A 24606-nucleotide genomic window follows, 5' to 3' on the forward strand; every position below is an offset into this window, starting at 1 on the left:
GCGACCTACCGCGAGCGTCCCAGCCCCAGCTCCAAGGTGGGGCCAACTCAAGCCGGAACAACCCCGAACGCTCCCGCGCGCCCCGCCGGTGGGGCTAGTTCGGGCCGGAAAAGCGGGGCCAGTTGGGACCGTTAACGCCACCCGGGAAGGCCATATCCCTCAACTGTGGCTTACGAACGGGCCGGGCCCGAAGCAACGCTCCCAGCCGCAGGAGACCGGCTGTGCTCGGCAACGCCGAGTGTCCGCAGGCAGGAACAGCCGGTGCCGGGAGCTGGGAGCGACCAACTGGAGCGCGGGCAGAAGGATCGGTCAGTCCGGGGCGTCCAGGCACTGGATGGCCAGCTGCTTCAACCGGGACTTCTTGGTCCTCAGTAGTCGGCCCTCGGAACGCCAGCAGTGGTGAGCCTGCGGGTGCCAGCGCGTTGGTTCACGGCGCTGCCAGTCCTCCTGCGCGATCTGGGCGCAGGTGTCCTCGACCACCAGCATCATCACGCTCGGCAACTTCAGAGCGGCCTCCACGCATACGGTGCGCCCCGCGCACGGCAGGTCCAGAACGGCTATGGGGCGCTTGCGTGACTGGCGCCAGGGAACCGTGCTCACGGCGACCACCTCCAGCAGATCCTCCTCGCGGCCCGCTCGGAGAGCCGTGCCTGGCACGGCCGGGGCATACGGTCATCGTGCGCGCGCGGCGCACGCGGCGACAGGGGCCGAACGGTCCAGCACGAGACCGGTCGGCCCGGTCGCTGATGGTGGGCAACCTCTGCTTGTTGGGCGTGGGGTGGTGGCCGCTCTACCCGGGCCACGGCCCGTAACAGCTACCCCCGGTGGTGGTGATGGGGAGCGGTGCCTGGCACAGCAACGGGCCGGTGGGGCGACCGTGTGCATCGAGGCCCTGCGAACTGTCGGGCGGCTGCACTGTTGCGGGTACCGAAGAGTTCGTCACTGGGCGGCGACCAGGGCCATGACGTGGCGGAAGTCCTGGTCGAGGTGGGTCGGCGACCGGGGCTGTACAGAGGGTGGGGTGGCCCTGGTAGAAGTCGTTGCACCCTCTCCCGGCTCCTGCGGTCCGCACACTTCTGGAGATCTTGTGGGGCCGACAGCGAGGAGGCGAGCGGGGAGTCGCTGACCAGCGCCTGGCTGCTCGCATGGTCCGGTGCGCTGCCCAGTCCTACCGTGGAGACAAAAGCTGGACCGTCGAGCGTAGGCAAGGCGGAGGGCGTTGTGGGCACGGGCAGCACGCACGGGGACGAACCGCTGAAACGGCATCTGGACCATGTGCTGGACGAGGTGCAGCTGCGCGTCAACGCGGTCCGTGGGACCCGGGACCGGGTGCACACTCTGCTGGAGGCGGTGCTGGCTGTCGGCCGGGGGCTGGAGTTGCCTCAGGTGCTGCGGCAGGTCGTCGAGGCTGCGGTCGTGCTGGCGGACGCCGAGTACGGGGCGCTCGGTGTAATCGGCGAGGACCGTAAGCTGACGGAGTTCGTACCGGTCGGAATCCCCGATGAGGTTCGGGATCGCATCGGCGCGCTGCCGCAGGGCCACGGGGTCCTCGGCCTGCTGATCCGGAACCCGGCGTCGGTGCGGATCGCGGAGATCTCCGAGCACCCGGATTTCCACGGTTTCCCCGAGCACCATCCGCCCATGCACTCGTTCCTGGGAGTTCCCGTGCTGGTGCGCGGGGAGGTTTTCGGGAACCTGTACCTCGCGAACAAGCGGTCGGCGAAGGAGTTCGACGCGGAGGACGAATCGGTCGTCAGCACACTCGCCGTCGCGGCCGGCGTGGCCATCGACAACACCCGGCTGCTCGCCGCGGGGCAACGTCGGCAGGCCTGGCTGGCCGCCGCCGGGGAAGTCACGCGCAGTCTGCTGTCGGGCCGGTCGCAGAAGGAGGTGCTGCGGCTCGTCATCGAGCACGCCTGGCGGAACATCTCCGCCGACCTGGGCATCATCCTCGTCCCTGCCGAAGGGACGGATGGCCTGCATACCGCCCTGGCGGACGGCGAAGGGGCGACCGCACACCACACCGGCCTTCGGCTCTCTGCGCGGGAGGGATTTCTCGCAGCGGCGTTCAACGGCTGCGAAGCCGTGGTGACCAGCGACATCGTGCACGATGCGCGGGCCAGTGCCGAGGACGCCGTGCGGTGGGCGGGATTCGGGCCCGCGCTGGCCGTCCCCATGGGCACGGGCAAGGCGGTCCGCGCAGTCCTGTTCCTCGCGCGCCACAAGGGGCGACCGGCCTTCCACGTGGCGCAGACCGGACCGCTGGCCGAGTTCGCGGGGCATGCGGCCGTGGCGATGGAGCTGTGGGACCAGCGGCGGGAAGCGGAACAGGTCACTCTGCTGCGGGAACGGGAGCGGATCGTCCACGACCTGCACGACGTTGTCATCCAGCGGCTGTTCGCGTCGGGTTTGGGCCTGCAGGGCGTCCAGCGTCTCGTGGAGCACCCGGAGGCGGCCGAGCGGCTGTCTCGGACCATGGACGATCTCGACACCACCATCAAGATCATCCGGTCCGCGCAATTCAGGTTGCTTACATCGGGGGAGAGCCCGGAAGACCAGGACCGCGGTGGCGGGTGACCGCGGCGACTACGCTGTGCCCGCCCAGCCTGTCGCCGTCGTTCGGCGCCTGAACCCTCGCGTTCCAGGCCATCCAGGTACGGCTACAAGAGCCTCGATGAAGAGCAGCGGGTGGAGTTCGAGATCGTCCGAGGGGTGAGGGGGCCGCAGGTCGAGCACGTCGTGCCGCTGTAGCCGGCGACGGCGTCGAGGAGGACGACATCGGGCTGAGGCTCCGACGGCGCGCCGTGCCGGTCCTGCGAAGTGCCTGCGACACACTTCCCAGGAGGACTCCCCACGGCTGCGGACGACCCTGGACCGGTTGAGCCACGGTTTCGGTCCCGCACCGACCGTGAGTGCGGCGGCTACCTGCTCCGGCCCTCGCACGGAAGGCAGCGGACATGACCGAACCGGCCCCTCCACTCGAGGATCTCGTGCGGGCCGTTCGAGCGGCCGGCATCAGCGACGAGCGTCTGCTCCAGGCCGTACGAGCGACGCCCCGAGCGGCATTCGTCCCCGACGGCCACCAAGCGCACGCCTACCATGACGTGCCCATTCCGATCGGCCATGGGCAGGTGACCACGCAGCCCTCGCTCTCCGCCATGATGATCGAGGGCCTTGAGCTGAGCGCGGACGAGCACGTACTGGAGATCGGTACCGGCCTCGGCTTCCAGACCGCACTACTGGCGCGGTTGGCCGCCGATGTCGTGACCATCGAGATGTGGCCGGACATCGCACATCAGGCGCGGCGCAACCTCGCCCGGCAGGGCATTCGCAATATCGAACTACGCATCGGGGACGGCAGCGGCGGCGTGCCGGACCGCGCTCCGTACGACGCGGTCATCGTGTCCGCCGCGTTCCCGCAGGTGCCTGCGCCGCTGGCCGAGCAACTGCGCTTCGGCGGCCGCCTCGTGCAGCCCATCGGGCCGGGCGGCCGCGAGCAGGTCGTGTCCTTCCTGCGCACCGCGACAGGGCTGGACCGCCAGCGGATACTGACGGCCGCGCATTTCGTCCGCCTGCATGGACGGTACGGCTTCCCCTCCTGAGCACTGCGGACCGCGCCGGGCTGGCGACGTTCCGGCGGCTTCTGAGACATGAGGGGCATGGTCAGCACGCTGCGGGGTCCCTGGCGCCGAGTCCGGTTCGACGCCTTGTCCGGCCACATGAACCGACTGCCTGACTCAGCCCACGCTGCACCGGTGAGGCATACGGGCCTCCATCAGGTTCCGTGGCCGGAGCCCCGGATCACGACGACAGGGCAGGGAGCGTGCTGCACGCAGTGCATGCCGACCGAGCCCAGCAACGCCTCGCGGAATTCGCCGAGTCCTCGGTTGCCCACGACCAGCAGCTGTGCTCCTGCGGCGGCATCGAGCAGAACAGCGGCCGGATGCCCGTGGGTCGAGATGGTGCGGAGCGCGACAGGTCGACCCGGGCCCGGGCCGAGGGCCTTGTCGATCGCATGGTTGAGGACCTTTCGCACGTGCTCCTCGTATTCACCCGGCTCGTTCTCCGTGGGGGGGACCAGGCCATGCCAGGGCGTCGGGTAGTCCCAGGCGAAGACGGCGTCGACCGCTCCGCCGGTCAGCTTTGCCTGGTTCACCGCCCACCGGAGAGCTGCCTTCGACGGTTCGGAGCCGTCGACGCCCACCACGATTCGCGGAGGGGAGGTCGCCTCGTTGTTCATCACGGATCCCTGCCTGGTCGTAGGTATTCCCTTCCCCGCCACCATCTCCGTGCCAGCGAGGGGTCGCCACTTCAGCCGCGGCGTACACGTGTGTGGCACCTGGGATCAGCGGCGTCCACTGAGGGCGCACCTGGGCGGGCCTTCCGGGCTCAGGCGCCGCGGGGGTATTTGGCGAGTATCTCCTGGAGGCGGGCGACGAACCGGACGATTCGTCGTGCTCACGCTGCCAGACGTTGCGTCTGAAGATCAGGCCGGTGGCACCGGCCTCCATCGACTGGCGTGTCTTGTCCAGCATGGCCTCGTCGCCGGCTTTCTCTCCGCCGGAGACCAGCACCAGGTGCGGTTCGCCGACCGGACCACCGCGTCGATGGCCTGCTGGGAGGAGAAATCTCGCTGGTCAAGGCCGAAACCGTCGCTGGGCGGGTACGGCGCGGTGGGCGTGCAGGTCGTGGCCGAACTGCGCGCCGCGGGCGCGACGGCACTGGTCACGGTACGGGGACGGCGCTCACGCCGGACCGGGCGATTGATTCGGCCGAGCCCGGCCGCTACGGCTACCGCGCGGCGCTGGAGGGGGTGAACGTCGTCGTCAACGCGGCGGTGCTGGAGAATCCGGTGCTCGCGGCAATCGCCACCGAGCTGAGCGCGGCCTACGTGGACCTCACGGCCACGACGTCGTACGTCGCCGCACTGGAGCGCCTGGTCCCGCAGCGGTCCGTACTGGTCAGCACCGGGCAGGCCCCGGGCCTGACCAGCCTCGCACAGCCGGTAGAGGATATGTGAGTGTTCAGATATTTTAAGAGGAATTATTGCTGTTCAGTGAACGGGAGACGGTGTCTGCAGGTGGCGCCGAGGGCGGCAGGTTTCGAAGGCTGCGGGGCGTGGGCCTCGTCGTCTTCAGGCGGGCGCAGGGGCCTGGTGCTCGGTGCCGGCGGGAGTCTGGGTGCCGCGTGGATGGTTGGTGCGCTGTGTGCCCTGGAGGACGTCTACGGGTGGGATCCGCGTACCGCGGACGTCATTCTGGGGACCTCCGCGGGTGCCATTGTGGGTTCGCTGCTGGCGATCGGGGTGCGGCCAGCCGACCTGCGCGACCACCAGCGGGGCGGGGCGGTGTCTGGCCCTGCGGGCAGTGTTCGTGTGGACTATGACGCCTGGGTCGGCGGCGCGCTGCCGCACATCCCCAAGCTGGGGTTCGGGTCGCTGAAACTGCTGGGCAGCCTGGCCAGGAACCCGCATCGGATGCCGCTCACGACATTGCTCGCCGCCTGTGCACCACCCGGGCGGGGAAGCCTGGGCGGCGTTCACGACCTGTTCCGCCAGCTTGACATGGCCGACCGCTGGCCCGACAACCCTGCTCTGCGCGTGGTCGCGGTGGACCTCGACAGCGGCACCCGTGTGCTGTTCGGGGCGCCGGGCGGGCCTTGTACCGACCTCGCCTCGGCGGTGACGGCCTCGTGCGCCCTGCCCGTGTGGTTCGAGCCCGTACAGATCAACGGGCGGCGCTTTGTTGACGGCTGCGTCTGGTCGGAGAGCAACCTCGACCTGCTGGCTGGCGAGGGCCTGGACGAGGCAGTCGTACTGGCGCCCACATCCGCTCGCCGCATGGACCACCCGCACAGCATCCCTGCGAGGGTCGAGCGCGGCCTGCGCCAGATCGCGACCGGCCGTCTGCTGCGCGAAACCCAGCGTGTGCGGGAGGCAGGCACCCGGGTGCGGCTGATCGTTCCCGGACCGGAGGACCTGGCCGCCATGGGCGCGAATCTGATGGACCCGCTGCAGCGCCTGAACGTCCTGGAGACCTCGCTGAGAACGTCCGTCGCGGCGCTGCGCCGCCCCTGATGCGCAGCGACCGATTGCGGTCGACTCTCGCGGTGGAACGCGGGCCAGGACAGCGCGCCGAGGGCCTGCGTCGCTTGCGCGGCACCGCTGGCGATGGTGGCCCTGATTCGAGGACGGCCTCTTCAGCGCAAGGCCCTCGCCCCCGCTCCTATCGACCCCTGAGACCGCAGGGCGCACGCCCCGGCAGTCCCGGAGCGGCCACCACGCCGCCGCCCGCAGTGACGGCGTCCTGGTCTCGGCTCGCCCACGACACGGTCATCCGAACCGGTGGTCGTGAGGTGGCAGGGGAAAGCAGCACGCCATCCCTCCAGCGCACAGGAGCACCGGCTCGCCAGGCGATCTTCGGCAACCTTGCGCAGGATGGGTTTCGGTTGCCTCGCCCAGCTGTGGACCTGCCAGGCGGCTCTTCTTCGTGCGCGGCTGCCATGCCGCACCCACTCCCCCGGGAGCAGTTGATGACAGCGATCACGGATGCGCTCATACCGACGCTGGAGGACGCCCGTGAGGCGCACGCCGCGGTCGTCGACCGATTCCTCGCAGATGTGGCCATGACACCGCCAGGCGCCCAAAGGCAGAGACTCGAACGCCAAGTCACCGAGGCCCATGAGCAACTCGAACGCATCGAGGAACGCGTCCGCGAGATGCGCCCGCCCCGCGGAGTGCCCTCCGCCGCTGCACACGTGATGCGGACCGGGATTCGCAGCGCCGTGCGGGCCCCCATGCTGCCCCTGGAGGTGGCGGTGGAGCTGGTGCGCGGTCAGAAGCGGGCCAGCGAATACCGCCTGCTGAAGAACACCGAGGACGAGTACGCGGCCGCATCCCGCGCCCTGGCCACCTGCCAGGCGGGCAAGGACATCGCCGAACAACTCCACGACCAGGAGACCGCAGACCTGCTCGCCACACTGCGCCGCCAGGCCGAGCAACTACTGGAGACCCTCGAAGAGAACCTCGCCCAGCAGGCCAGGGCTGTAGCGGCCGCCACCAATGGTCACCGTCCGACTCCAGCCGGAACCGACGAAGAGCGCAGTCTCCTTGGCAACGTCGTCCGCACCGCCCGCCCGGCCGCCGTCCAGCTGCGGACAGTCTTGCGTTGGAGCACCAGACGTGTGAGAGACACCGCTGAGGGCGCCTGGCGGGAGATACCGGGCCCCATCCGCATGGCCCGGGAGGTCCAAGGCGCGGTCACCCGCGAGCAGCACCTGCTCATCCCCGAGTTCGGCCGGCTCGACATCACGGAGATCCAGCAGAGGTTGTGCGGCCTGTCCCAGACGGAACTGACGGTGATCGAAGGATACGAACGCGCACACGACGCACGAACTGGGGTACTTAACGCCATCAATCGCCTCCGCGAGGCCGAACCCTGGGACGGCTACGACGCGATGGACCCGGAACGCATCAAGATCCACCTGCATGACGTTACCGACAACCGGGTCCAACGGGCGCTGGAGTACGAACGGAGCCATCGGCAGCGCGACACCGTGATCAACGCGGCAGAGGCCGTCCTCCAGACCTCACCCGAAGCCACCCACAGGTCCGAAGAGGAGATCCAGGGCGAGGTCAGCCGTGAGGAGGACCTGCCCATCCGCGACTACAGCCGACTCAGTACCACGGAGATCCAGCAGCACCTGCGTGGCCTGTCCCGACCGGATCTCACGGTGATCCACGGATACGAACGCGCGCATGCCTACCGGCAGGTGATTCTCGATGCCATCGAGCAACTGTGCGGCCCCAGTGAGCCCTGGGCGGGCTACGACGCGATGGAACCGGACGTGATCGTCAACCGGTTGGACCAGGTCCCCGTCAGCGTGGCCCGGCAGGTGATGGAATACGAACGGCACCACCAACAGCGCCAACCCGTCATCTCCGCAGCGCAGATACGCATCCCCAAGTAGCGTCGTGCTCCCGTCGGCCTCCATAATGCCGTCGGCCTTAGGCCCAGCCACGGGCCGCATGAGGGAACCGGGTCTGCTCGGCCCTTGCGAATCCGCCGATGCCAAGGTGAAGAAGATGGCGACGCAGGCGCAGGCGATGCCCACGTCGGCGACGAGCGGCAGCTGGTACCCGAAGAGGGTGACTCCGGTGGGAATCGGCGGCCCGATGGCCCGGAAGGCGGAGTCCCCGTGAGAACTCGCGGCCCCGGGGCGGGGGGCCGCTGTCCTGGCCCGCCAGGTACGGATGGCCATGGAGTGGTTGCTCCGGCGGCCCTTCGCGGTGTGTGCCATCTCGGCGGCGGCGACATACGCCGTGGTATGGCTGCCGGCCGTGGCCGCAGGGGGCCTGATCGATGTCCGGGTCTACATCGGTGCGTCCCCGCGCCTGTTCGCCGGAGGACTGTACGACTTCCTGCTGCCCACCCCCGATCCCCACATGCCTCTGCTGCCGTTCACTTACCCACCGTTCGCCGCTCTCGTCCTCATGCCGCTCGCCGTGCTGCCCTGGCCGCTGGCGAGCGCGTCGTAGACCGTGATCTCGATGCTGGCGCTCGTCCTGCTCGTGCACAGCTGCCTTCGGCTGACCCACCCGCGGGCACTGGCGACGCGGCACCGGCCTCGGGTGCTGCTGTGGTCCGCCGCTCTGCTGTGGACCGAACCAGCGTCGATGACGTCCTCGTTCGGCCAGGTCAACCTGGTCTTGACCGGTCTCGTCGCGTACGCCGTGCGGCGGTGTTCGGCGGCTGTCGCAGGACTCTGCGTCGGCATCGCCGCCGGGACGAAGCTGACCTCGGCCGTCACCGGCGTCTACTTCCTGGCGTGCAGGCGCTGGACCGCGGCCCTGTGGTCCGGACTGGTCTTCGCGTCCACCGTCGCGCTGGAATGGTCGCTCGCTCCAGCAGCGCACGCTTCTACTGGCTCCACGCGGTCCACGACACATCCCAGGTCGGCCCCGTCGGCTCGATGATGAACCAGTCGGTGCGCGGGGCGCTGTCGCGGTCGCTCGGGTACGACGTGGGCTGGACCGGCCCGTGGTGGGGCATCGCCGTCCCGGTGGCGATCCTGGCCCTGGCTGCCGCGGTGCGGGCCGCGCGCCGGGCCGACGCGCTCGGCGCTCTGGTCGCGGTCGAGCTGATGGGCCTGCTGATCAGCCCCATCTCCTGGTGACACCACCGGGTCTGGGCACTCCCGGCGGTCCTCTGGCTGGCCCAGACCCCGCTACGGACGCGGTGGCACGCCGCGGCCCTCACCGCATGGACCGTCACCATCGCATGTCATGCCTACTTCTGGCTGCACCTGCTGGAGCCCGACATCCGGGTGATCGGCCGCCCGTGGTACCTCGCTGCGCCCGGCTGGATCTACCCGTTCTGCGCCCTACTCACCCTGGCGGCGCTGGCGATCCCCGCCGCGTTTCGGAGCGGGTGTCAGGGGGCGACCGCGTCGTAGCAGTGGGCGAACGCTGCGGTGACCACGGGCCAGGTGCAGGGTGTCGGCGGAGTCTCCCGGTTGTGGTCTGCCATGCGGTGGCGGGCGCCAGGGGTGCGGGCCAGCCAGACCAGATCGTCGGAGAGCGCGGACGTGGAAGCGCGGCACAGCACCCCCTCGCGGTGATGCCGGACGAAGTCAGCGACGCCCGTGTGGGCGCGCGCCAGGACCGGCACGCCGCTGGTACGGGCCTCCAGGGCAGCGATGCCGAACGCCTCGTGATTCGAGGCGTTGACGAACAGGTCGGCGTCGGCCAGTAGCCGTCGCACCTCGCTCGGGTCGATCCGGCCCACGAGACGGACCCAGCCGGCCATGTCGTGCCGGTGCACAAAGCGGCGCATGGCCGCCATGCGCTGCCCGTCCCCGGCGACCGTCGCGCGCAGCGCCACGTTACGGGTCGCCAGCCGCGGCTGCGCCGACCGAAGAGCCGCCAGCAGCTCCATCGGCTGCTTGCGAGGGACGAGCCGACCGACCGAGACGACGTGGACGCGGGCGTCGTCGCGGCCGTCTCGTGCAGGGCCGCGCCATAGATCGGGGTCGATGCCATTGGGGACCACGAGCGGCGTCAGGTGCGGCAGCGCCTGGCTGATCAGCCCGGCGACCGACCGGCTGACGGCCGTCACGGCGACCGGGGCGAATGGCCCGCCCGCCGTCCGCGCCAGGCAGCGGTAGAGGGTGCGCACCGCCGGGCCCCAGGTACTGTGCACCGTCACCACCGCCGGGATCCGCAAGCGGCGGACGCACGCCAGCGCCGACCAGGCGAACAGCGACACCGCACCGACATGCACGTGGACGGCCTGCGGCGCGAGGCCGGCCAGCAGCCGGTCCAGCTCGCGCCCGGCCCTCGGGTGGACGGGCAGCTGGTAAGGGATGCGTGCGGTGATCCTGTGCACGGGGTATGGCCACGGTCCCTGCCCCTGGTCGGCGGCAGGAGTGGCGGTCGCCACTGCGACTTCCTGCCCGGACCGGTGCTGCGCTTCCGCCAAGGCGACGACCTGGCTCTCAATGCCCCCGGTGCGCGGCACGAAGCAGTCCGAGATGTGCAGAATCATGCCTGGTACATTCCGATTTGTCGCGATCCCTTGGCCGGAGGGTGCATGGTGATGACTCATACGTGTGTGTTCTTCCACGCCCATCCGGACGACGAAGCACTGCTGACCGCCGGGACGATGGCGAGGCTGGCCGCCGAGGGCCACCGGGTGGTGCTCGTGCTGGCAACCGCGGGAGAGCGGGGGCTCGCGGCGCCGGAGCACATCGCCCGGGGCCTGGGTGGCCTGCGGCGCGCGGAGGCCCGTGCCTCGGCAAGTCTCCTGGGCTGCGCCCGGGTTGCCTTCCTCGGCTACGGCGACTCCGGGCACGCTTGCCCGCCCCCCGAGGGGTCGTTCGCCGCGGCGGACACCGACGAGGCGGCGGGGCGCCTCGCGGACCTGCTGGCCCGGGAACGCGCCGCCGTCCTGACGGTCTACGACCCGACCGGCGGATACGGCCACCCCGATCATGTGCAGGTCCACCACGTGGGTTACCGGGCGGCCGGCCTCGCCGGGACCCCCGTGGTGCTGGAGGCGACCGTCGACCGCGACCTGCTGCTGCGCGGGCTCCGCTGGGCCTCCCGGGTCCACCGCCTCCCGCCCGGCTTCGACCGCGACGCCTACCATCGCGCCTACGCACCCCGTGCCCAGATCACGCACCGGGTCCGGATCGGTCCCCACTGGGCCGCCAAACGCGCCAGCATGGCCGCCCACGTCAGCCAAGCGGCTGGCGGCGACTCCGTACGGACCCTGGCCGCGCTGCAACGTCTGCCCGCTCCGGTGTTCCGCCGGGTGCTGGGCACGGAGTGGTACATCCAACGCGACCTCCCGCTGGGCACCCGCCTGACCCACCCCCTGGCGACATTCAACGGCGATAGATACCGGGCATGGTGAGGCCCCGTCGCCCCTGCATGCCGCAGCTGCTGGGCCTCGCCTCAGGGGCCGCAGGTATCGCCCTGCTGGTACTTGCCGTGCCGCGCGCCGCCGGCACACAGTGGTCGGCGGTCAGAGCCAGCCTCGGACAGGTCGGCGGCTTTCACCTCGCGATCCTCGCCGCCTTGGCGGGCGTGTGCCTGTGGGCGTACACCTACGTCCTCAGCGCCTCGTTGCCGGGCCTCACCCGCTCCCGGGCGCTGGTGCTGAACTGCACGGGGAGCGCCGTCAGCAACATTCTGCCCGCAGGAGGCGCGGCCGGAGTGGCCATCACCTACTCCATGGCGCGTCGCTGGGGGCACCCGCCGCAGGCAGTGGCCGCGTCCATCGTCGTGACCGGGGTCTGTAACGTCCTGGCCCGGCTGGTGGTCTCCGTCATCGGGGTGCTGGCGCTGGCCGGGCTGTCCGTACCGGGCATCGGTTGGGCCGCTGGCGCCGCGGTGTCGACGGCGTGTCTGGCCTGCGGCGTCCTCTGGCTGCTCCGGCAGCCGCTGCGGCGGGCCGTCAGGCACTGTGCTCCGGCACGGCTGTTCGGGCGGCCCTCGGTCAGGGCCGTTGTACGGATGCGCAGGTTCGCGCGGCGGTGCCGCCACGACTGCCATGCCGTGTGGCTGCGGTCGTGGCCGCGCGTGGTGGGTGGGATGGCAGGGACGCTGGCCGCGCAAGGTCTGCTCTTCCTCACCTGCCTGCGGGTGACGGGTGCCGGTACCGGACTCGGGCCGGCGGTGGCGGTCTTCGCCGCGAGCAGGCTGCTCACCCAGATCGGCATCACGCCTGGCGGCGTCGGGGTCACCGAGAGCGCCGCCGCGTTCGCCCTTGTCGCCCTCGGCGGGGCGCCCGCCTCCGTGGCTTCGAGCATGCTGCTGTACGCCGCCTTCACCTACCTGTTGGAGATCCCTCTGGGCTGTCTCACCGGAGCGTTCTTTCTGCTGCGCGAGGCGCGGCGTGCCCGCCGCCCCGCAGCAGCCACCACCACGCGAGACTCGTCACAGCCGCCAGCGCGCCTGTGACGGCGGCGAGCGCGGACGGCCAGGTGGGGCCCACTCCGATCGGCATCACGACGAGGAACGTCCCCGTGGTCGCGGCCTTCGCGATCGGGTGCCCCAAGGTTCGCCACGCCACCGCAGCCAGCGGCAGCAGGCCCCACAGCAAGTACCACACCTGAACCGCTGGCGCGCACACCACGACCGTCAGCAGCGCCATTCCCGCGGCGTACTCGGCTCCCGTCCGAGGGGCCCGCCGCGCCCAGTGGACCACGGCCGCCGCGCCGACCAGCAGGCCCGCCGCCCGTGCCGCGGCCATCAGTGTCCCCGTCCCGGCCCGCCAGCCGGCCACCGAGGTCAGCCACTCCAGCAGCGCGCCCACGTCCGTGCTCGGCGAGAGGATCGTCCGCACCGAGGCGGGAGTGCCGAGCGTGCGCACCCACCCGAAGCCCTGTCCGCACAGGAGTACTTCCAACAGACCTGCACCGGCGGCCACCACGAGGATCCCAGTCGCCAGCCGGACCCGGCGCACCCAGCCGGTCCGGCCCGCTACCGCAGCCACTGCCGCACACAGCAGCGCCGCCCCGGCCGGCGCCTTGATCAGCGCCGCTGTCGTCAGCAGAACGGTGCCCGTCACCCACCGGTCTCGTCGGAACGCGACGAGGCCCGCCATCATCACGCCGAGCATGAGCGCGTCGTTGTGCGCACCGCCCACCATGTGCAGCAGCACCAAGGGGCTGAGGGCGGTGGCCCACAACGCCCCCGCCGCCTCGCGGGCCGCCGTCCCGCTGTTGTCCGCCGCGATCCGCAGCACCGCCACGACCGCCAGTGTCAGTCCGGCCATCGCCAGCAGCCGCATCCCCACCGTCGCCGCCACCACGTGGCCCTCGCCTGTCACGGTCACCACGGCGCGTGCGGCGGCGAGGAACACCGGCCCGTAGGGAGCCGGGGTGTCGTGCCACATCCCGGGCACATTGGCCGACAGCGCCCCGCCCAGCGCACCCGGGCCCAGCCGATACACGTCCCACCCGCGCGCCGCCAACGCGCCCTCGGCGACATAGCTGTAAGCGTCGCTGCTGAAGAGCAGCGGGCACGGAAGAAGCGGCAGTGACCAGCACAGGAGGGCGGTCCGCTGCTGCCCGCGGCTCATCTCGGCCCCGTCGCGCAGGAGGCGGCCCAACCACCACCACCCGGCCACCAGCAGCACCAAGCCGGCATACGAGAGACCGAAGCCCAGCAGCATCTCCACCCGACTGGGTTGTCCCCACACCCCGTCGGGAACGCCCAGCGGCAGCGCACCGGCCCACCAGCTGCCAGTCGCGACCAGCGCGGAACCTGCAGTGCCAAGCAGCAGCCAGCCCGGAGCCTTGATTGTCACAGAGTGAGCGTAAGGAAGACTGTCCGAGGATCTCGCAACGATTCCTCAGTGTCCGTCCCGAATACTCATGCGTCGGCTCCTGTGGGTGCCGCGGGCTGTTGCTCAAGCGCCCGCCGGATGCGCGGCCCCGGCCGCACACTGGGCGAGCCCGCCAGACCGGCCGCCACTCTCAAGAGGCCCGACCCGAGCAGTGCGCTGACCACGCCTCGGTGCGCCGTCAGCAACCACAGAGCGGCGAGGCTGAGTACCACGTACTGCCACCCGTGTTGCAGGCCCAGCGCCAGCGGGATCGCAGAACCGATCACCGCAGGTTCGGCGCCATTGAAGAACGCTTGCACACGTGAGTCGGACCGCAGGCGGTCGAACCTCGGTGCCCCGGCGATCACCGTCAGGAACGACGAGGTGAAGGCCGCGAACGCGGCCAAGAGTCGGCCGTCGCCGTGGCGTAGTCGGCGACGGTCTGTACCACTGGCCCGGGCGCGATCTGACCCAGCGTGACGGCGTTGCGGACTGTCGGCTGGTCACCCAGTGGTAGTGACCGACCGCGTCGCGCTGCATCAGCGGGGTGAGCATGTAGCCGCCGCCGTAGGGCAGCGCCCCCACCTTGAGCGCCGCCCAGGCCAGGGCCCCGGACCGCCGGCCGCGGGGGCGGCCACCGCCAGCGGCACCAGCCTTTCCCGCGACCGTGCCGTCCGCGTACCCACCGTCCCGGTCTTGACCGCTACCTTCACCAGCCCGGTGGTCACGAGCATGATCACCAGCCAGTCGGCGGGGTGTGCTTCAACCTGCCGGGGCTGGTACTTGTGGCCAGGACGTTGGCTGGGATGCAGTGGCGCGTGGGGAGAAGGAAGGCTAACCGGTGAGTGATCGGAGCGTCGTCGATCCCTGGAGGCGGCAGGCTGGTGAGTCTCCATAGGCGTTCGAGGCGTTCGCTGTGTACCGCGATCTGGGGATGGCGCGGAGTGTCACGAAGGTGGCACGCGAGTTGGATAAATCTCGCACTCTCCTGGGCCGGTGGTCGCGGCAGTACACGGGGGTTGTACGGGTCACGGCGTACGACCGGGAACGGGATCGGCTGTTCCTCGCGGAGCAGTACGGGTCGGTGCTCGATGCGCTGGAGACCTCCCGGGCCGCGTACAAGATCGGCAACAGTGCGACGGCGCTCGGCGTGATCCTGGCCGTGTTCGAGCGGCATGTGGGTGAGCTGGCCGAGGGCTGGTTCGACGCGGGTTCCGGAGAGGCGATCCGGGCGGGGACGGCGCCGCTGGAGGCGGTGTTCGGTGTGCGGGAGGTGCCGGTGGAGGCGGCGGCCGTCGTGCGGGCGGATATCGACCGGATGGTGCGGGACGGCACGGTGGCGGCCGACGAGCCGTGAGGCGCCGCATCCCGTGCGCGGGGATGTACGGGGTGCCCTCCTCGGCGGCCCCGTCCACGGCGGCGGGAACCCGCTGGCCGTGCCAGTGCAGCAACTCGGGGATGCCGGTGTCGTTGTGGACGTCCACCACGACCGGACGGCCCTCGGTGAACCGCAGCAACGGACCGGGGAACTGACCGTTGCACGTCGTGGTCGACACGACCGTACCCGGCGCGAGTTCGATACGTCCGGTCGCGATCCGCAGCGTGTAATCCGCCTTCCCTGACGGGACGGACGTGTCGCCCTGCGCCGTGGGGTCGCAGGCGGCGACCGTTCCGGAACCGCCGACGGCCAGCAGAGCCGCCCCGCCCAGCTTCAGGACCTCGCGACGAGAGACCGGCACGGCCGTGCTCCCTTCCCTTTCGACTGGAGCCACCTGACCAGTGCGTACCGGCCAGACAAGTCACGCATTGCATTCAAATGGCTATATACGGCGAATATCGCAGCCCGATAACGGGACCGGATACTGCAGAGGCGGTTGAGGCCGCGTCGCCTCGCCCGGCAGGCGGGGTGCGATGGCGAACTCCGGCGTCCCGGTTGCCGGGATGCAGGCCCGGCACCGCTGTCCGCGTCCTGTGGGGGGAAGAGGAAGATGCCCGGCCGTAGTCGCTCGTGTTCCCAGAGCGCGTAGACTCGAAGGCCGATATCGGATTCGTCACTGCCGGGATGGCGTGGAGGTGGACAGTGCGTGAGTTCCAGCGCGGTGCGGTGCGGCTGCACATCCTGCACCACGCCGCTGAGGGGGAGATCCACGGCGCGTGGATGACGGAGGAACTGGCGCACCACGGGTACCGGATCAGTCCGGGCACGCTGTATCCGACGCTGCACCGGCTGGAGGCCGACGGGCTGCTGGTCTCCGAACAGCGCGTCGTGGACGGCCGGGCCCGGCGCGTGTACAAGGCCACGGAGGCAGGCAAGGCGGCGCTGGCCGAGGACCGCAGGGCGCTGGCCGAGCTGGCCCGCGAAGTCCTGGGCAAGGACGCCCCGTAGAACCGCCCAAGGGCGCCCGGCAGTAGGCGTTACTTCAGGCGCTTGGTGGCGGGGCGGCCATCCCTGCGGTAGTGCGGGTTGCGCGGCGGATGAGCATGCGGGGTGTGACGATCGCGGCGACCAGGTAGAGGTTCGCGGCCCGGTGGCGTTTCTCGGTGCAGGGCCGCAGCTTGCCGAAGCCGTTCACTCGTCATCCTCCGTCCGATCGCAATGGGTATCGCGATGACGGCGTCATCCCGCTGGCGCTGGACAGGTTTGCCAACCACCCCCGGGGCGGGTCGAGGTCCACGGGACGGCGGACGCCGTCGAGGTGTGCGCCAGCCCGCCGCTGCTGGAAAGTGTCGTCACCAACCTGGCGACGACATAGCCGGAAGGTTGTGCGGGTCAGCTGGCTGGAGTGGTGGCGTCCGACCTGTCCGGCAGGCGAGTGTGCCTGCGGATGAGGTAGCGGCGTAGCTCGTCGGCGCCCCAGACGATGAACGGGGCGCTTCCAGCCGGTTGCACAGGCGCAACTTCGTGGACTTGCCCGAGCCCGACGGCCCGAACACCACGGTCACACCCCGGCCGGGCACGCTCGCCGAGAAACCGTCCAGTGCCCTGACACCGCCGCGGTCCACCACGACCGTATCGAAGGCGATGCTGTCGTCCTCCGGCTCCACGGCCCCCCAGGCGACTTCCCGACCAGACAATCGTATCGCGACTCGATATCGCTATTCGATACTAACGTGGAGCGCGCGGACAGCCCTCAGCTCACCGGCCAGCTGGCCAAGCCGGCCACGACACCCAGAGCCGCGGCGCCGAGCAGCGCGCTGACCACGCCCCGGCGTGCGGCCAGCAGCCACAGGGCCGCCAGGGCCAGCACCGTGTACTGCCACCCGTGTCGCAGGGCCAGAGCCAGCGGGATCGCGGAGCCGGCGATCGCGCCGATCACCGCAGGCCCGGCACCGTTGAAGAACGCCTGCACGCGCAGGTTCGAGCGGAGACGGTCGAACCTGGGTGCTCCGGCGATCACCATGGCGAACGAGGGGGCGAAGGCGGCGAACGCGGCCAGCAGCCCGCCGCCGATCCCGGCCGCCGCGTAACCGACGACGGCGACGGTCTGCACCACCGGACCGGGCGTGATCTGGCCCAGGGCCACGGCGTTGAGGAACTGTCCGTCACTCATCCAGTGGTAGTGGCCGACCGCGTCGCTCCGCATCAGCGGGATGATCACGAAGCCGCCGCCGTACGACAGCGCGCCCACCTTGAAGGCCACCCACGCCAGCGCCCCCAGACCGCCGGCTGCCGGAGCGGCCACCGCCAGGGGCGCCGGCCACCCCGCACTCCGACCGGTCCGCGCCCCGGCCGGCCTGGCCTTGACGGCCACCTCCATCAGGCCGGCGGCGATCAGCACCAGCACCAGCCAGGGCCCCGCCAGGACAGCTGCCGCACCGCCCGCCAGCGCATAGCCGACCCACCGCGCCCGCGACGCCCGCTGCACCCCGGCGCGCTTCCAGCTCGCCGGGACCAGACCGACCGCGGCGTGCACCGCCACCGCGGCCACCGCCGAGCCCGCCCCGGCCGCCGCCCCGCGCACCCACACCGGCGGATCTCCGGCCAGGAACAACGCGGCCAGCGCCAGGATCAGCACCAGGCCCGGCACGATGAAGCACACGCCGCCGATGACCGCGCCGAGCCAGCCGCGCAGCCGCCACGCGGTGAAGATCGCCAGCTGGGTGGACGCCGGGCCCGGAAGGAGATTGGTCGCCGCGATCCCGTGCTCGAACTCCTCCGCCGGTATCCACTCGCGGCGCTCGACGCACAACTGCCGCAGCAGCGCGATATGGGTGGGCGGCCCGCCGAAACCGGTGCAGCCGATCCGGCCCCACTCCCGAGCGATCGTCCCCAGCCCCACCCGCGACGGCGCGACGGACCGCTCACGCTCGGCCTCTATCGCCTCGACTCTTGGCTCGTCGGCCATCTGTCGGCTCCTTGCCCGCGCACACCGCGCTCAATTACGGTCATAGATATCGGAAGACGATATATGAATGCCGGGCCGATCCGGCCGGCCGTCCTACCAGAGGGCGCGATGATGAAGGAACTGGTCGGGTCCCGACGCGCGCCGAGGGCCGGTACGTGGTGCCCTGGGAAAGGAGCAGCTGCGGCCTTCAGGTGACCGTAGGAGGCGTTCATGGTTCACCGACAGCTGTGCCGACGCACCGCCGCAGCCGTTGCTGTGCGGGCCGCGGTCCTTGCCGCATCGCCGACTCTTGATCGCTCACACCGGCAGCCTGTTGCCCCTCAGCTCTCGCGGCGACCTGCTGGTCAGGGGGTTCGGCCATGACCGCACCCGACCAGTTCGCGAGCGTCCGCTACCTCGTCGACGACGTGCAAGCGGCCATCGATTTCTACACCACCCGCCTCGGCTTCGCCCTGCGCTTCAGCGCCGCGCCCGCCTTCGCCGAGGTCGTCTGCGGGCCGCTGCGGCTGCTGCTGTCCGGGCCGGAAAGCTCCGGCGCACGCGCCACCCCCGATGACGCCGCTGCGGCCGGCCGCAACCGTATCCACCTCATCGTGGACGATCTGCAGGCCGAGACCGACCGGCTGCGCGCCGCTGGTGTGACGTTTCGCAGCGAGACGGTCACCGGCCCCGGCGGACGCCAGATCCTGATCGCGGACCCCGCCCGCAACCTCATCGAACTGTTCCAACCCGCCGACCGGTCGTAATCCCATCGGCTACAGGGCGGTCCTGAGCCCCTCCACCAGCGGCCAAAGCGCGCGAGCCTGATAACTGTCAGTCGAGTTCGATGTTGAAGTCCCAGACGGCGATGGTCTTTCCGTCGTGGCTCCAGGTGAGTTCGGCGGCGCCGGCCTTGTAGATGCCGGCCAGGGTCAGCGTCGCCGTCCGTCCGGGGCTCGCCGTGACCGTCGCGGGGCCGTGCGCGGACAGGGGGATGGCCTTGCCGTTCTCGTCGCGGGAGGTGAAGCCGGCGGCGTGGAGGGTGAGGGGGCCGGTGGCTTCGCGGACGGTCACAGTGATCGTGCCGGTGGCGTGGTCGGAGATCCCGCCGCCGGGCTTGGCGATCGGGTTCTCGCTCGGGCCACCGGCGGTCACCACCGCGTTTGCTTCCGGGAGTTGGTGTACTGCGGCACCCCGCCGGGCCGGCCTCCGCCGGCCCGGCGCGTGGCGCACCAAGGCCCGGCTGACTCCGCCCCAGGCTGCGAAGGCACCTGGGTGGCCTGCCTTCCGTCAACCGACACGGGTGATCGGAGGGCAGTGCCACCGTGCGTCGATGACCTCGGGCCTTGGGAGGTACATGCGCAGTGCCACGTACCAGATGCCCTGCTGCGGCGTGGGCAGCCAGTTGGAGTCCCGGCTCGGCCCCGGTGAGTCCGGCTGCAGGTAGAGGGTCAAGCCGCCGTCGGCGTCTCTGGCCAGCCCCTGGGTGCGGTCTCCGATGGAGTACCGGTCGATCGGATTCGGGATCAGGTTCCGGTCCTCGTCATATGCGGTAAGCGACCAGAACGCGTCGACCGGGGGCAGCGTCCCCGCCTCGTAGTGGAGTTCGTAACGGCCGGTGGTCAGTGTTTCGTCGGCGCTGTCGGTGAAGGCCGCCAGGTAGACCGCTTCCTCGGGATCGTTGATGGCGACGCCCACCAGGGACTGCTCGGCGGCCCGCCTGAGGAAGTCGTCCCCGAAGTGCCCGATCTGCGGGGGAGGGTACCGCCAGCCGTTGATGAGCTCGCCCCACTGGCCACTGAGCAGCTGCTGTTCAAGCATGGGCACGGCGGTGGCGGCGGCCCGGATCAGACTCTCCTTCACCGGCTGCGGTTGTGCCTCGACGTCCATCCCCGGGCCGATGCCGATCTCCGCGAACTGTCGGAGCAGGACATCGTGGTGCTTCGGCAGAGGGTTCTCGGCCAGCACTGCGTTGAGCGTCTTCCACGGGGCGAGCGGATCCTGGGCGGGGTCAGCCGGTACCGGTACGTCGCGGCGTTCCGGGAGCGTGACGCCCTCCTTGCCGAACAGGTGGAGCGGCGTCAACCGGTATTGCTGCTGCAGCGCGTGGACGGTCGGGAGGTCGTCCATGCCCTTCACGAGGGTCCGCCCGACCACCAGGACCCACGGGGTGGGGGCGGTCGCCGTGCGGCGCACACCCTGCGGGAGGTCGCCGGTCCAGTCCGGGCCGGTGAGGGCGAAATCACCGGCCTTCGATCCCGTCGCCCGCATGCCCACGTAGTCGTAGTTGTCGGAGGTGAAGGCGACGAGTTCGAAGGTGAAGTAGCGGTCGCCCATGTCCGGGTGCGAGAGAATGAGGGGTTCCTCGCGCAGGTCCACCCACGCCCAGGAGTACAGCGTGTCGTTGTTGGGGGACACACCCTCCCGGTCCGAGGCGTCCCAGAGCCTGCTCGCATGCCAGAAGTGGTTGACGGGTGCGTAGGGCGTCGTTTCCGTCTCGGGCTTCTGGGTCACCCAGCGGTGGCGGAGCGCGGCGTTGTAGATGTAGGGGAAGCCGTAGACGAAGGCCTGTTCCCCCAGGGTGTACGCGTACTCGCGGCGCCAGTCGTCCATCCGGCCGGTCAGCGTCGGCTTCACCGAGTGCCATGCCACAGGCAGGGCCCGCGTCATCTTCCTGGCGCGGTCGATGGTCTGCCCCGGGTGACGTACGGCAGCCGCGGTGGCCTTTCCGGTGGCGGCCGCCGCCTGACCGATGCCGGTTGCCGCCCCGGTGAGATCGTGCCGCAGGCGTTGTATGGGACGGGTGCCGGTAGCCGAGGATGCCATGACCGCACTCCTCTCATGTGACTGGACAGCACGGCTTGTGGCCACCACGCGAGCGGAGGAAGCCAGGACCTTCGACGACGCGCCCCGGCTCTCCCGGTGTACGCCAAAGGGCGGCGTTCTGCGCCATGCTCCCTGGGTTACCGGGCCGAGTGCTCCAACGTACCTACTCCTTCGAGTAGATCACCGTGTCCGCGCCCCGGCAACCGGGCCCGGCAGGTCATGGCGCACGGTCACCTGGTCCCTCGTTCGAGGGCGGCGAGGAGCGGGATCGTCTCGCCGTCAGAACCGCACCATCTCTCGCGTCGCCGGTCGGAGTTCATGCCCACCCAACCCAACCCAAACCAAACAATCGCGCTCGGAAAGCGGATTCTGAGGGCATCGAGGACGGGGCCGAAGCGAGCGTCGGGCAGGCACTGGAGGGGAGGCCGCACGGCGGCATCGGTCCGTGAGCGGCCGGGCGCGCACGATCACGGCGTAGAGCGCTGTATGCCCCAGCGCCGTCCGTTTGAGCGGGTGATGCCGTCCATCAGCAGGTCAAGCAGCCGCTCGGCCTGCTTGCGCTGATGGCTGGCCCCGGCTGCGAGGGTGACGCCCGCCAGAGCCGTAAGGATGTCGCGGCGGGTACGTCCTGCCGGATCACCTCCTGGGCGACGCCGGCGAGGCGGAACTATTCGACCGCATCGGTCAGCCTCGCATCCGAGGCCTCCTTCGCCCACCTGTGCGCCGCCGCGCCAATGCCAGCCTCTTCCGGGCGTACCGACCGCCACTGGCTCAACCGTGGCGGAGACCGCCAGGCCAACCGCGCGCTGCACACAATCGTGCTGGTCCGCATGCGTCACGACCCGCGCACCTACGTCGCCCGGCGCACCCTCGAAGGACTCAAGACGAAGGACATCTTCAGGTGCCTCATTGGGGAAGTATCGATGCTCATGGGCCGCCGCCCGACCAGCCCTCACCTGCGCCGGGCCCGCACCTTCGACGAAGGCGGCCGTGGGCTCTTCATGGTCGCCCAGCTCACTCGCCGCTGGGGCACCCGCTACTCCATGACCGGCAAGACGATCTGGGCGGAACAGCAGCTTGACGAACTGATCCCATGACGCGGTCGTCGAGGTGCGAAGTCGCCGAAGGTACATCGCGGACCTGCCGGAGTACCGAGACGGCTTGGCGGCAGCGCGTCGCCCCTAGTTCCGTGCCCTGGCGGATCGCCCGCTTGGCGTCGAGTTCTGCGGCGAGGTCCGCGCCACCGGTGAGGTGGGCCGACAGCCCGTCCTCGCGCAGTTCCTCGTAGAGGCTTCGGTTGGGTTCCTGGCCCGTGCACAGGACGACCGTGTCGACCGGGATCACTCGCTCCTCGCCGTCGACCGTGACGTGCAGACCCTCATCGTCGATGCGCCGGTACGTCACTCCCGCGACCATGGTGACCCCGCGATGCTTCAGCTCGGCCCGGTGGATCCACCCCGTGGTCGCGCCCAGACCGGCGCCGACCTTGCTGGTCTTGCGCTGGAGGAGGTGAACGGTACGCGGCACCGTGGGCCGCTCAGGGCGGCACAGTCCGCCACGCGTGCGGTACTCGACGTCGACGCCCCAGCGCCGGAAGTAGACGTCCGGACGGCGGCTGGCCTCGTCGCCCGGGTCGGTCAGGTAGAGCGCGGTGTCGAACCCGATACCGCCCGCCCCGAGGATCGCCACCCGCTCGCCCACCGGCACCCGGTCGCGCAGCACGTCCAGGTAGCTGACGACATTCGGGCGATCCCGGCCCGGGATGTCGGGAATGCGGGGGGTGACGCCCGTCGCGACGACGACCTCGTCATAGGCGCCCTCTGCCAGCATCTCAGCGGTGATCTTCGTGCCGAGGCGGACGTGTTCTGGTCCACCCGCGGCAGCGATCCCGATCAGTGGCCGGTCGGTGTCTGGGACTCCGGCGGTCTCGACGGCGAGGCGTTCATCGAGTTCGACTGCGGCATGGCCCAGTTGCTGCTTCGGATCTTCAGTGAAGAACAGCCGTATCCCTTCAACGAGGGATTCCTGAGCGGGCTCACCCGTCCAAGGTTCGTGCATCGCAGGGAAGAGGCCCGCCTGCGTGCGCTCGGCATCAGCCCTTGGCCAGACGCCTGAACCTGACCCGCATCCAGGCACAGCCTCTTGTCCTGGACGCGGCCGCACGGCTCGCGTCCGGCGCTGTTTCACCGGCCGACTCCCAGACAATCTCGCGTGCTCCCGCCGCCGCGACATTGGTGACCCGAAGCTCAACAGCGGGCCGGCCGACCCAGCCGCACATCACTGGACAGCTACTCGGCCGGATCCTCGGTGGCGTGACGCACTGCCGCCTTCACCGACTGTTCCAGGTCGTAGCGGTTCTCCCTGATCTCGTCGGCATGCGCCGGGTTTCGCGGGTGGGCTACCGGCCGGGGGCGTCAGCCGAAGAGGAGGTCGACGTCCTTCTCGATGCAGAGATGCAGGACGACCACCAACTGGCGGGCGTCGTCTATGTGGCGTTGGAGAAGTGGCTCGGTGTTTTCGCCTTGAGGCTGGTCGACGATCTTCCGCAGGCGGGGCAGGATCGCGGCACACTGGGCCGACGTGAGGTCGGGGCCGTCATCATCGGGATGATTGAGGAGTGGTGCCAGGGTGGTGGAGACGTCGTTCCACTGGCGCTGTCCGCCGAAGCCGTGCATCTCGTCCAGTGCGAACCCCTCGGCCTGTGCCAGCCACCGCCGGAACAGACCGAAGCCGGTGTAGGACCAGGAGACATCCGGGCTGCCGGTGTCATCGTCTCCTGGGAACAGAACGAGTCCCACGTGTCCTCCTCGCTGACCGAGCACACAGGATCGACTTCAGGAAAGGGCGACAGCAACTGAAATGATCCCGCCGTGGCTGGTGTGATCACGGCGTCGGATTCGGGATAGCCCCGCTCACCGGGCTGAGCCCGCGGCGCCTGGTCACCGGAGTGGCTCACAAGCGTCAAACAGGACGCGTCAGTACTGAGGGGGCCCGGCCCCACGGGACCGGCAGGGTTCAGGAAGGACCCCAACCTCGTCCCCGGTCGCATCACCAAGCACAAGAATGGGATGCAGACCGTCGAAGTATCCAGCGACAACCTGGTGGCTACCCTGGGCAACCTCTCAGGGCCAACCGGCTCGTTGGCTGCGCAGGTGTCGCCCGCAGCTTCCACTATGTGGCTCTGTGCGATCAGCGTCTGGCAGTGCCCCGGTCGGCGGCCTGGACGGCCCAGCCGACGACCTGCTCGGCCTTGGCACGGCCTTCTACTTGGCGGCCAGGCTGCTCACCCATGCCCGGTGCCCGTTTAAGGCCAATGCCGTTGACTTAGGGGTCTGGTGGGGGTGCGATGGCAGGTATGACCTGCAGCGTTTCGACTGGCCAACAGGTGGGCTTGGGCGGTCGCGGGCGGTCGGGGTTCCAGGACAGGAAGCGGGACATCTTCCGTTTGGCCTGGCGGATCACGGTGCGCAGACGGCGGGGCGGTTTGATCTCCTCATGGAGTTCACGCTCCGTCGTGGAGGGCTGGTAAGGGGGAAAAATCCCTGCGTGGTGAGGTGATGCTGCGGCGTGCTGCCCGCAGAGCGGCGGCGAACGACAGCCGGTCGGGATCGAGAGGCTCGCTG

General features: G+C 70.1%; 21 protein-coding genes and 6 pseudogenes. 15 read left to right on the forward strand and 12 right to left on the reverse strand.

Going from position 1 to position 24606, the window contains the following annotated elements; all coding sequences use genetic code 11:
- Positions 1-309 precede the first annotated feature (309 nt).
- Entirely contained in the window at positions 310-657 is a 348-nt protein-coding gene (locus ACZ4MF_RS45530) for a hypothetical protein (RefSeq protein ID WP_467499868.1), read from the reverse strand.
- Positions 658-1350: 693 nt separating this feature from the next.
- On the opposite strand from ACZ4MF_RS45530, the gene ACZ4MF_RS45535 reads away from it, so the two are divergent.
- Both ACZ4MF_RS45535 and ACZ4MF_RS45540 read left to right on the forward strand, forming a co-directional pair.
- Complete coding sequence (locus tag ACZ4MF_RS45535; protein ID WP_467499870.1) at positions 1351-2577, forward strand: GAF domain-containing protein; 1227 nt, start codon at positions 1351-1353, stop codon at positions 2575-2577.
- 380 nt (positions 2578-2957) lie between these two features.
- Complete coding sequence (locus ACZ4MF_RS45540; RefSeq protein WP_467499872.1) at positions 2958-3602, forward strand: protein-L-isoaspartate(D-aspartate) O-methyltransferase; 645 nt, start codon at positions 2958-2960, stop codon at positions 3600-3602.
- 173 nt (positions 3603-3775) lie between these two features.
- Here ACZ4MF_RS45540 and ACZ4MF_RS45545 read toward each other — a convergent pair whose 3' ends face one another.
- Complete coding sequence (locus tag ACZ4MF_RS45545) at positions 3776-4240, reverse strand: universal stress protein (RefSeq protein ID WP_467499874.1); 465 nt, start codon at positions 4238-4240, stop codon at positions 3776-3778.
- Positions 4241-4813: 573 nt separating this feature from the next.
- Here ACZ4MF_RS45545 and ACZ4MF_RS45550 point away from each other — a divergent pair.
- The 5 genes and pseudogenes from ACZ4MF_RS45550 to ACZ4MF_RS45570 all read left to right on the forward strand — a co-directional run bounded on the left by ACZ4MF_RS45550 (position 4814) and on the right by ACZ4MF_RS45570 (position 9174).
- Positions 4814-5020, forward strand: coding sequence for a hypothetical protein (locus tag ACZ4MF_RS45550; protein WP_467499875.1), 207 nt, complete (start codon positions 4814-4816; stop codon positions 5018-5020).
- Between the two features lie 135 nt (positions 5021-5155).
- The gene (locus tag ACZ4MF_RS45555) at positions 5156-6076 is read left to right on the forward strand and encodes a patatin-like phospholipase family protein (protein ID WP_467499877.1); all 921 of its coding nucleotides are present in this window, start codon (positions 5156-5158) and stop codon (positions 6074-6076) included.
- Between the two features lie 278 nt (positions 6077-6354).
- The gene (locus ACZ4MF_RS45560) at positions 6355-7968 is read left to right on the forward strand and encodes a hypothetical protein (protein WP_467499879.1); all 1614 of its coding nucleotides are present in this window, start codon (positions 6355-6357) and stop codon (positions 7966-7968) included.
- Positions 7969-8257: 289 nt separating this feature from the next.
- Complete coding sequence (locus tag ACZ4MF_RS45565; RefSeq protein WP_467499881.1) at positions 8258-8536, forward strand: hypothetical protein; 279 nt, start codon at positions 8258-8260, stop codon at positions 8534-8536.
- 12 nt (positions 8537-8548) lie between these two features.
- A pseudogene (locus ACZ4MF_RS45570) lies at positions 8549-9174 on the forward strand (glycosyltransferase 87 family protein).
- Positions 9175-9431: 257 nt separating this feature from the next.
- On the opposite strand, the gene ACZ4MF_RS45575 reads toward ACZ4MF_RS45570, so the two are convergent.
- Entirely contained in the window at positions 9432-10544 is a 1113-nt protein-coding gene (locus tag ACZ4MF_RS45575) for a glycosyltransferase family 4 protein (protein WP_467499883.1), read from the reverse strand.
- Positions 10545-10595: 51 nt separating this feature from the next.
- Here ACZ4MF_RS45575 and ACZ4MF_RS45580 point away from each other — a divergent pair, with 51 nt between their 5' ends.
- Both ACZ4MF_RS45580 and ACZ4MF_RS45585 read left to right on the forward strand, forming a co-directional pair.
- Positions 10596-11414, forward strand: a complete 819-nt coding sequence (locus ACZ4MF_RS45580; protein ID WP_467499885.1) for a PIG-L deacetylase family protein — start codon at positions 10596-10598, stop codon at positions 11412-11414.
- Entirely contained in the window at positions 11408-12463 is a 1056-nt protein-coding gene (locus ACZ4MF_RS45585; protein ID WP_467499887.1) for a lysylphosphatidylglycerol synthase transmembrane domain-containing protein, read from the forward strand. The genes ACZ4MF_RS45580 and ACZ4MF_RS45585 overlap by 7 nt, the downstream gene beginning before the upstream one ends.
- Here ACZ4MF_RS45585 and mptB read toward each other — a convergent pair.
- Both mptB and ACZ4MF_RS45595 read right to left on the reverse strand, forming a co-directional pair.
- Positions 12363-13814, reverse strand: coding sequence for a polyprenol phosphomannose-dependent alpha 1,6 mannosyltransferase MptB (mptB, locus tag ACZ4MF_RS45590; protein WP_467499889.1), 1452 nt, complete (start codon positions 13812-13814; stop codon positions 12363-12365). The two genes, ACZ4MF_RS45585 and mptB, sit on opposite strands and share 101 nt — an antisense overlap.
- Positions 13815-13879: 65 nt before the next feature.
- Entirely contained in the window at positions 13880-14239 is a 360-nt protein-coding gene (locus ACZ4MF_RS45595; RefSeq protein ID WP_467499891.1) for a chromate transporter, read from the reverse strand.
- 527 nt (positions 14240-14766) lie between these two features.
- Here ACZ4MF_RS45595 and ACZ4MF_RS45600 point away from each other — a divergent pair.
- Positions 14767-15189 carry a hypothetical protein gene (locus tag ACZ4MF_RS45600; RefSeq protein WP_467499903.1) on the forward strand — a complete coding sequence of 141 codons (423 nt, stop codon included), beginning with the start codon at positions 14767-14769 and terminating at the stop codon, positions 15187-15189.
- Positions 15190-15217: 28 nt separating this feature from the next.
- On the opposite strand, the pseudogene ACZ4MF_RS45605 reads toward ACZ4MF_RS45600, so the two are convergent.
- Positions 15218-15604, reverse strand: a pseudogene (locus ACZ4MF_RS45605) (multicopper oxidase domain-containing protein); the annotation flags it as partial.
- A gap of 308 nt (positions 15605-15912) precedes the next feature.
- Here ACZ4MF_RS45605 and ACZ4MF_RS45610 point away from each other — a divergent pair.
- Complete coding sequence (locus ACZ4MF_RS45610) at positions 15913-16218, forward strand: Rv3488 family transcriptional regulator (RefSeq protein ID WP_467499893.1); 306 nt, start codon at positions 15913-15915, stop codon at positions 16216-16218.
- A gap of 29 nt (positions 16219-16247) precedes the next feature.
- On the opposite strand, the pseudogene ACZ4MF_RS45615 reads toward ACZ4MF_RS45610, so the two are convergent.
- Both ACZ4MF_RS45615 and chrA read right to left on the reverse strand, forming a co-directional pair.
- Positions 16248-16405, reverse strand: a pseudogene (locus ACZ4MF_RS45615) (IS5/IS1182 family transposase); the annotation flags it as partial.
- A 558-nt stretch (positions 16406-16963) separates the two neighbouring features.
- Positions 16964-18178, reverse strand: coding sequence for a chromate efflux transporter (chrA, locus tag ACZ4MF_RS45620; RefSeq protein WP_467499895.1), 1215 nt, complete (start codon positions 18176-18178; stop codon positions 16964-16966).
- A gap of 359 nt (positions 18179-18537) precedes the next feature.
- Between chrA and ACZ4MF_RS45625 the strand changes: the two genes are divergently transcribed.
- Positions 18538-18924 carry a VOC family protein gene (locus ACZ4MF_RS45625; RefSeq protein ID WP_467499897.1) on the forward strand — a complete coding sequence of 129 codons (387 nt, stop codon included), beginning with the start codon at positions 18538-18540 and terminating at the stop codon, positions 18922-18924.
- A gap of 67 nt (positions 18925-18991) precedes the next feature.
- Here the strand turns inward: ACZ4MF_RS45625 and ACZ4MF_RS45630 are convergent, their stop codons facing one another.
- Both ACZ4MF_RS45630 and ACZ4MF_RS45635 read right to left on the reverse strand, forming a co-directional pair.
- Positions 18992-19315: an immunoglobulin domain-containing family protein gene (locus ACZ4MF_RS45630; protein ID WP_467499899.1), complete on the reverse strand. Its 324-nt coding sequence runs from the start codon at positions 19313-19315 to the stop codon at positions 18992-18994.
- Between the two features lie 132 nt (positions 19316-19447).
- Positions 19448-20983 carry a DUF1254 domain-containing protein gene (locus ACZ4MF_RS45635; RefSeq protein WP_467499900.1) on the reverse strand — a complete coding sequence of 512 codons (1536 nt, stop codon included), beginning with the start codon at positions 20981-20983 and terminating at the stop codon, positions 19448-19450.
- 686 nt (positions 20984-21669) lie between these two features.
- Between ACZ4MF_RS45635 and ACZ4MF_RS45640 the strand changes: the two are divergent.
- Both ACZ4MF_RS45640 and ACZ4MF_RS45645 read left to right on the forward strand, forming a co-directional pair.
- Positions 21670-21891 (forward strand): annotated as a pseudogene (locus ACZ4MF_RS45640) (transposase); the annotation flags it as partial.
- A 36-nt stretch (positions 21892-21927) separates the two neighbouring features.
- Positions 21928-22080, forward strand: a pseudogene (locus ACZ4MF_RS45645) (ATP-binding protein); the annotation flags it as partial.
- Positions 22081-22159: 79 nt separating this feature from the next.
- Here ACZ4MF_RS45645 and ACZ4MF_RS45650 read toward each other — a convergent pair.
- Positions 22160-22843, reverse strand: a pseudogene (locus ACZ4MF_RS45650) (FAD-dependent oxidoreductase); the annotation flags it as partial.
- Here ACZ4MF_RS45650 and ACZ4MF_RS45655 point away from each other — a divergent pair.
- Positions 22844-23098, forward strand: coding sequence for a hypothetical protein (locus tag ACZ4MF_RS45655; protein WP_467499905.1), 255 nt, complete (start codon positions 22844-22846; stop codon positions 23096-23098).
- A gap of 299 nt (positions 23099-23397) precedes the next feature.
- Here the strand turns inward: ACZ4MF_RS45655 and ACZ4MF_RS45660 are convergent, their stop codons facing one another.
- Entirely contained in the window at positions 23398-23781 is a 384-nt protein-coding gene (locus ACZ4MF_RS45660; protein WP_467499901.1) for a hypothetical protein, read from the reverse strand.
- Positions 23782-24606: the final 825 nt, after the last annotated feature.

Source organism: Streptomyces sp. NPDC025793, from assembly GCF_055558375.1.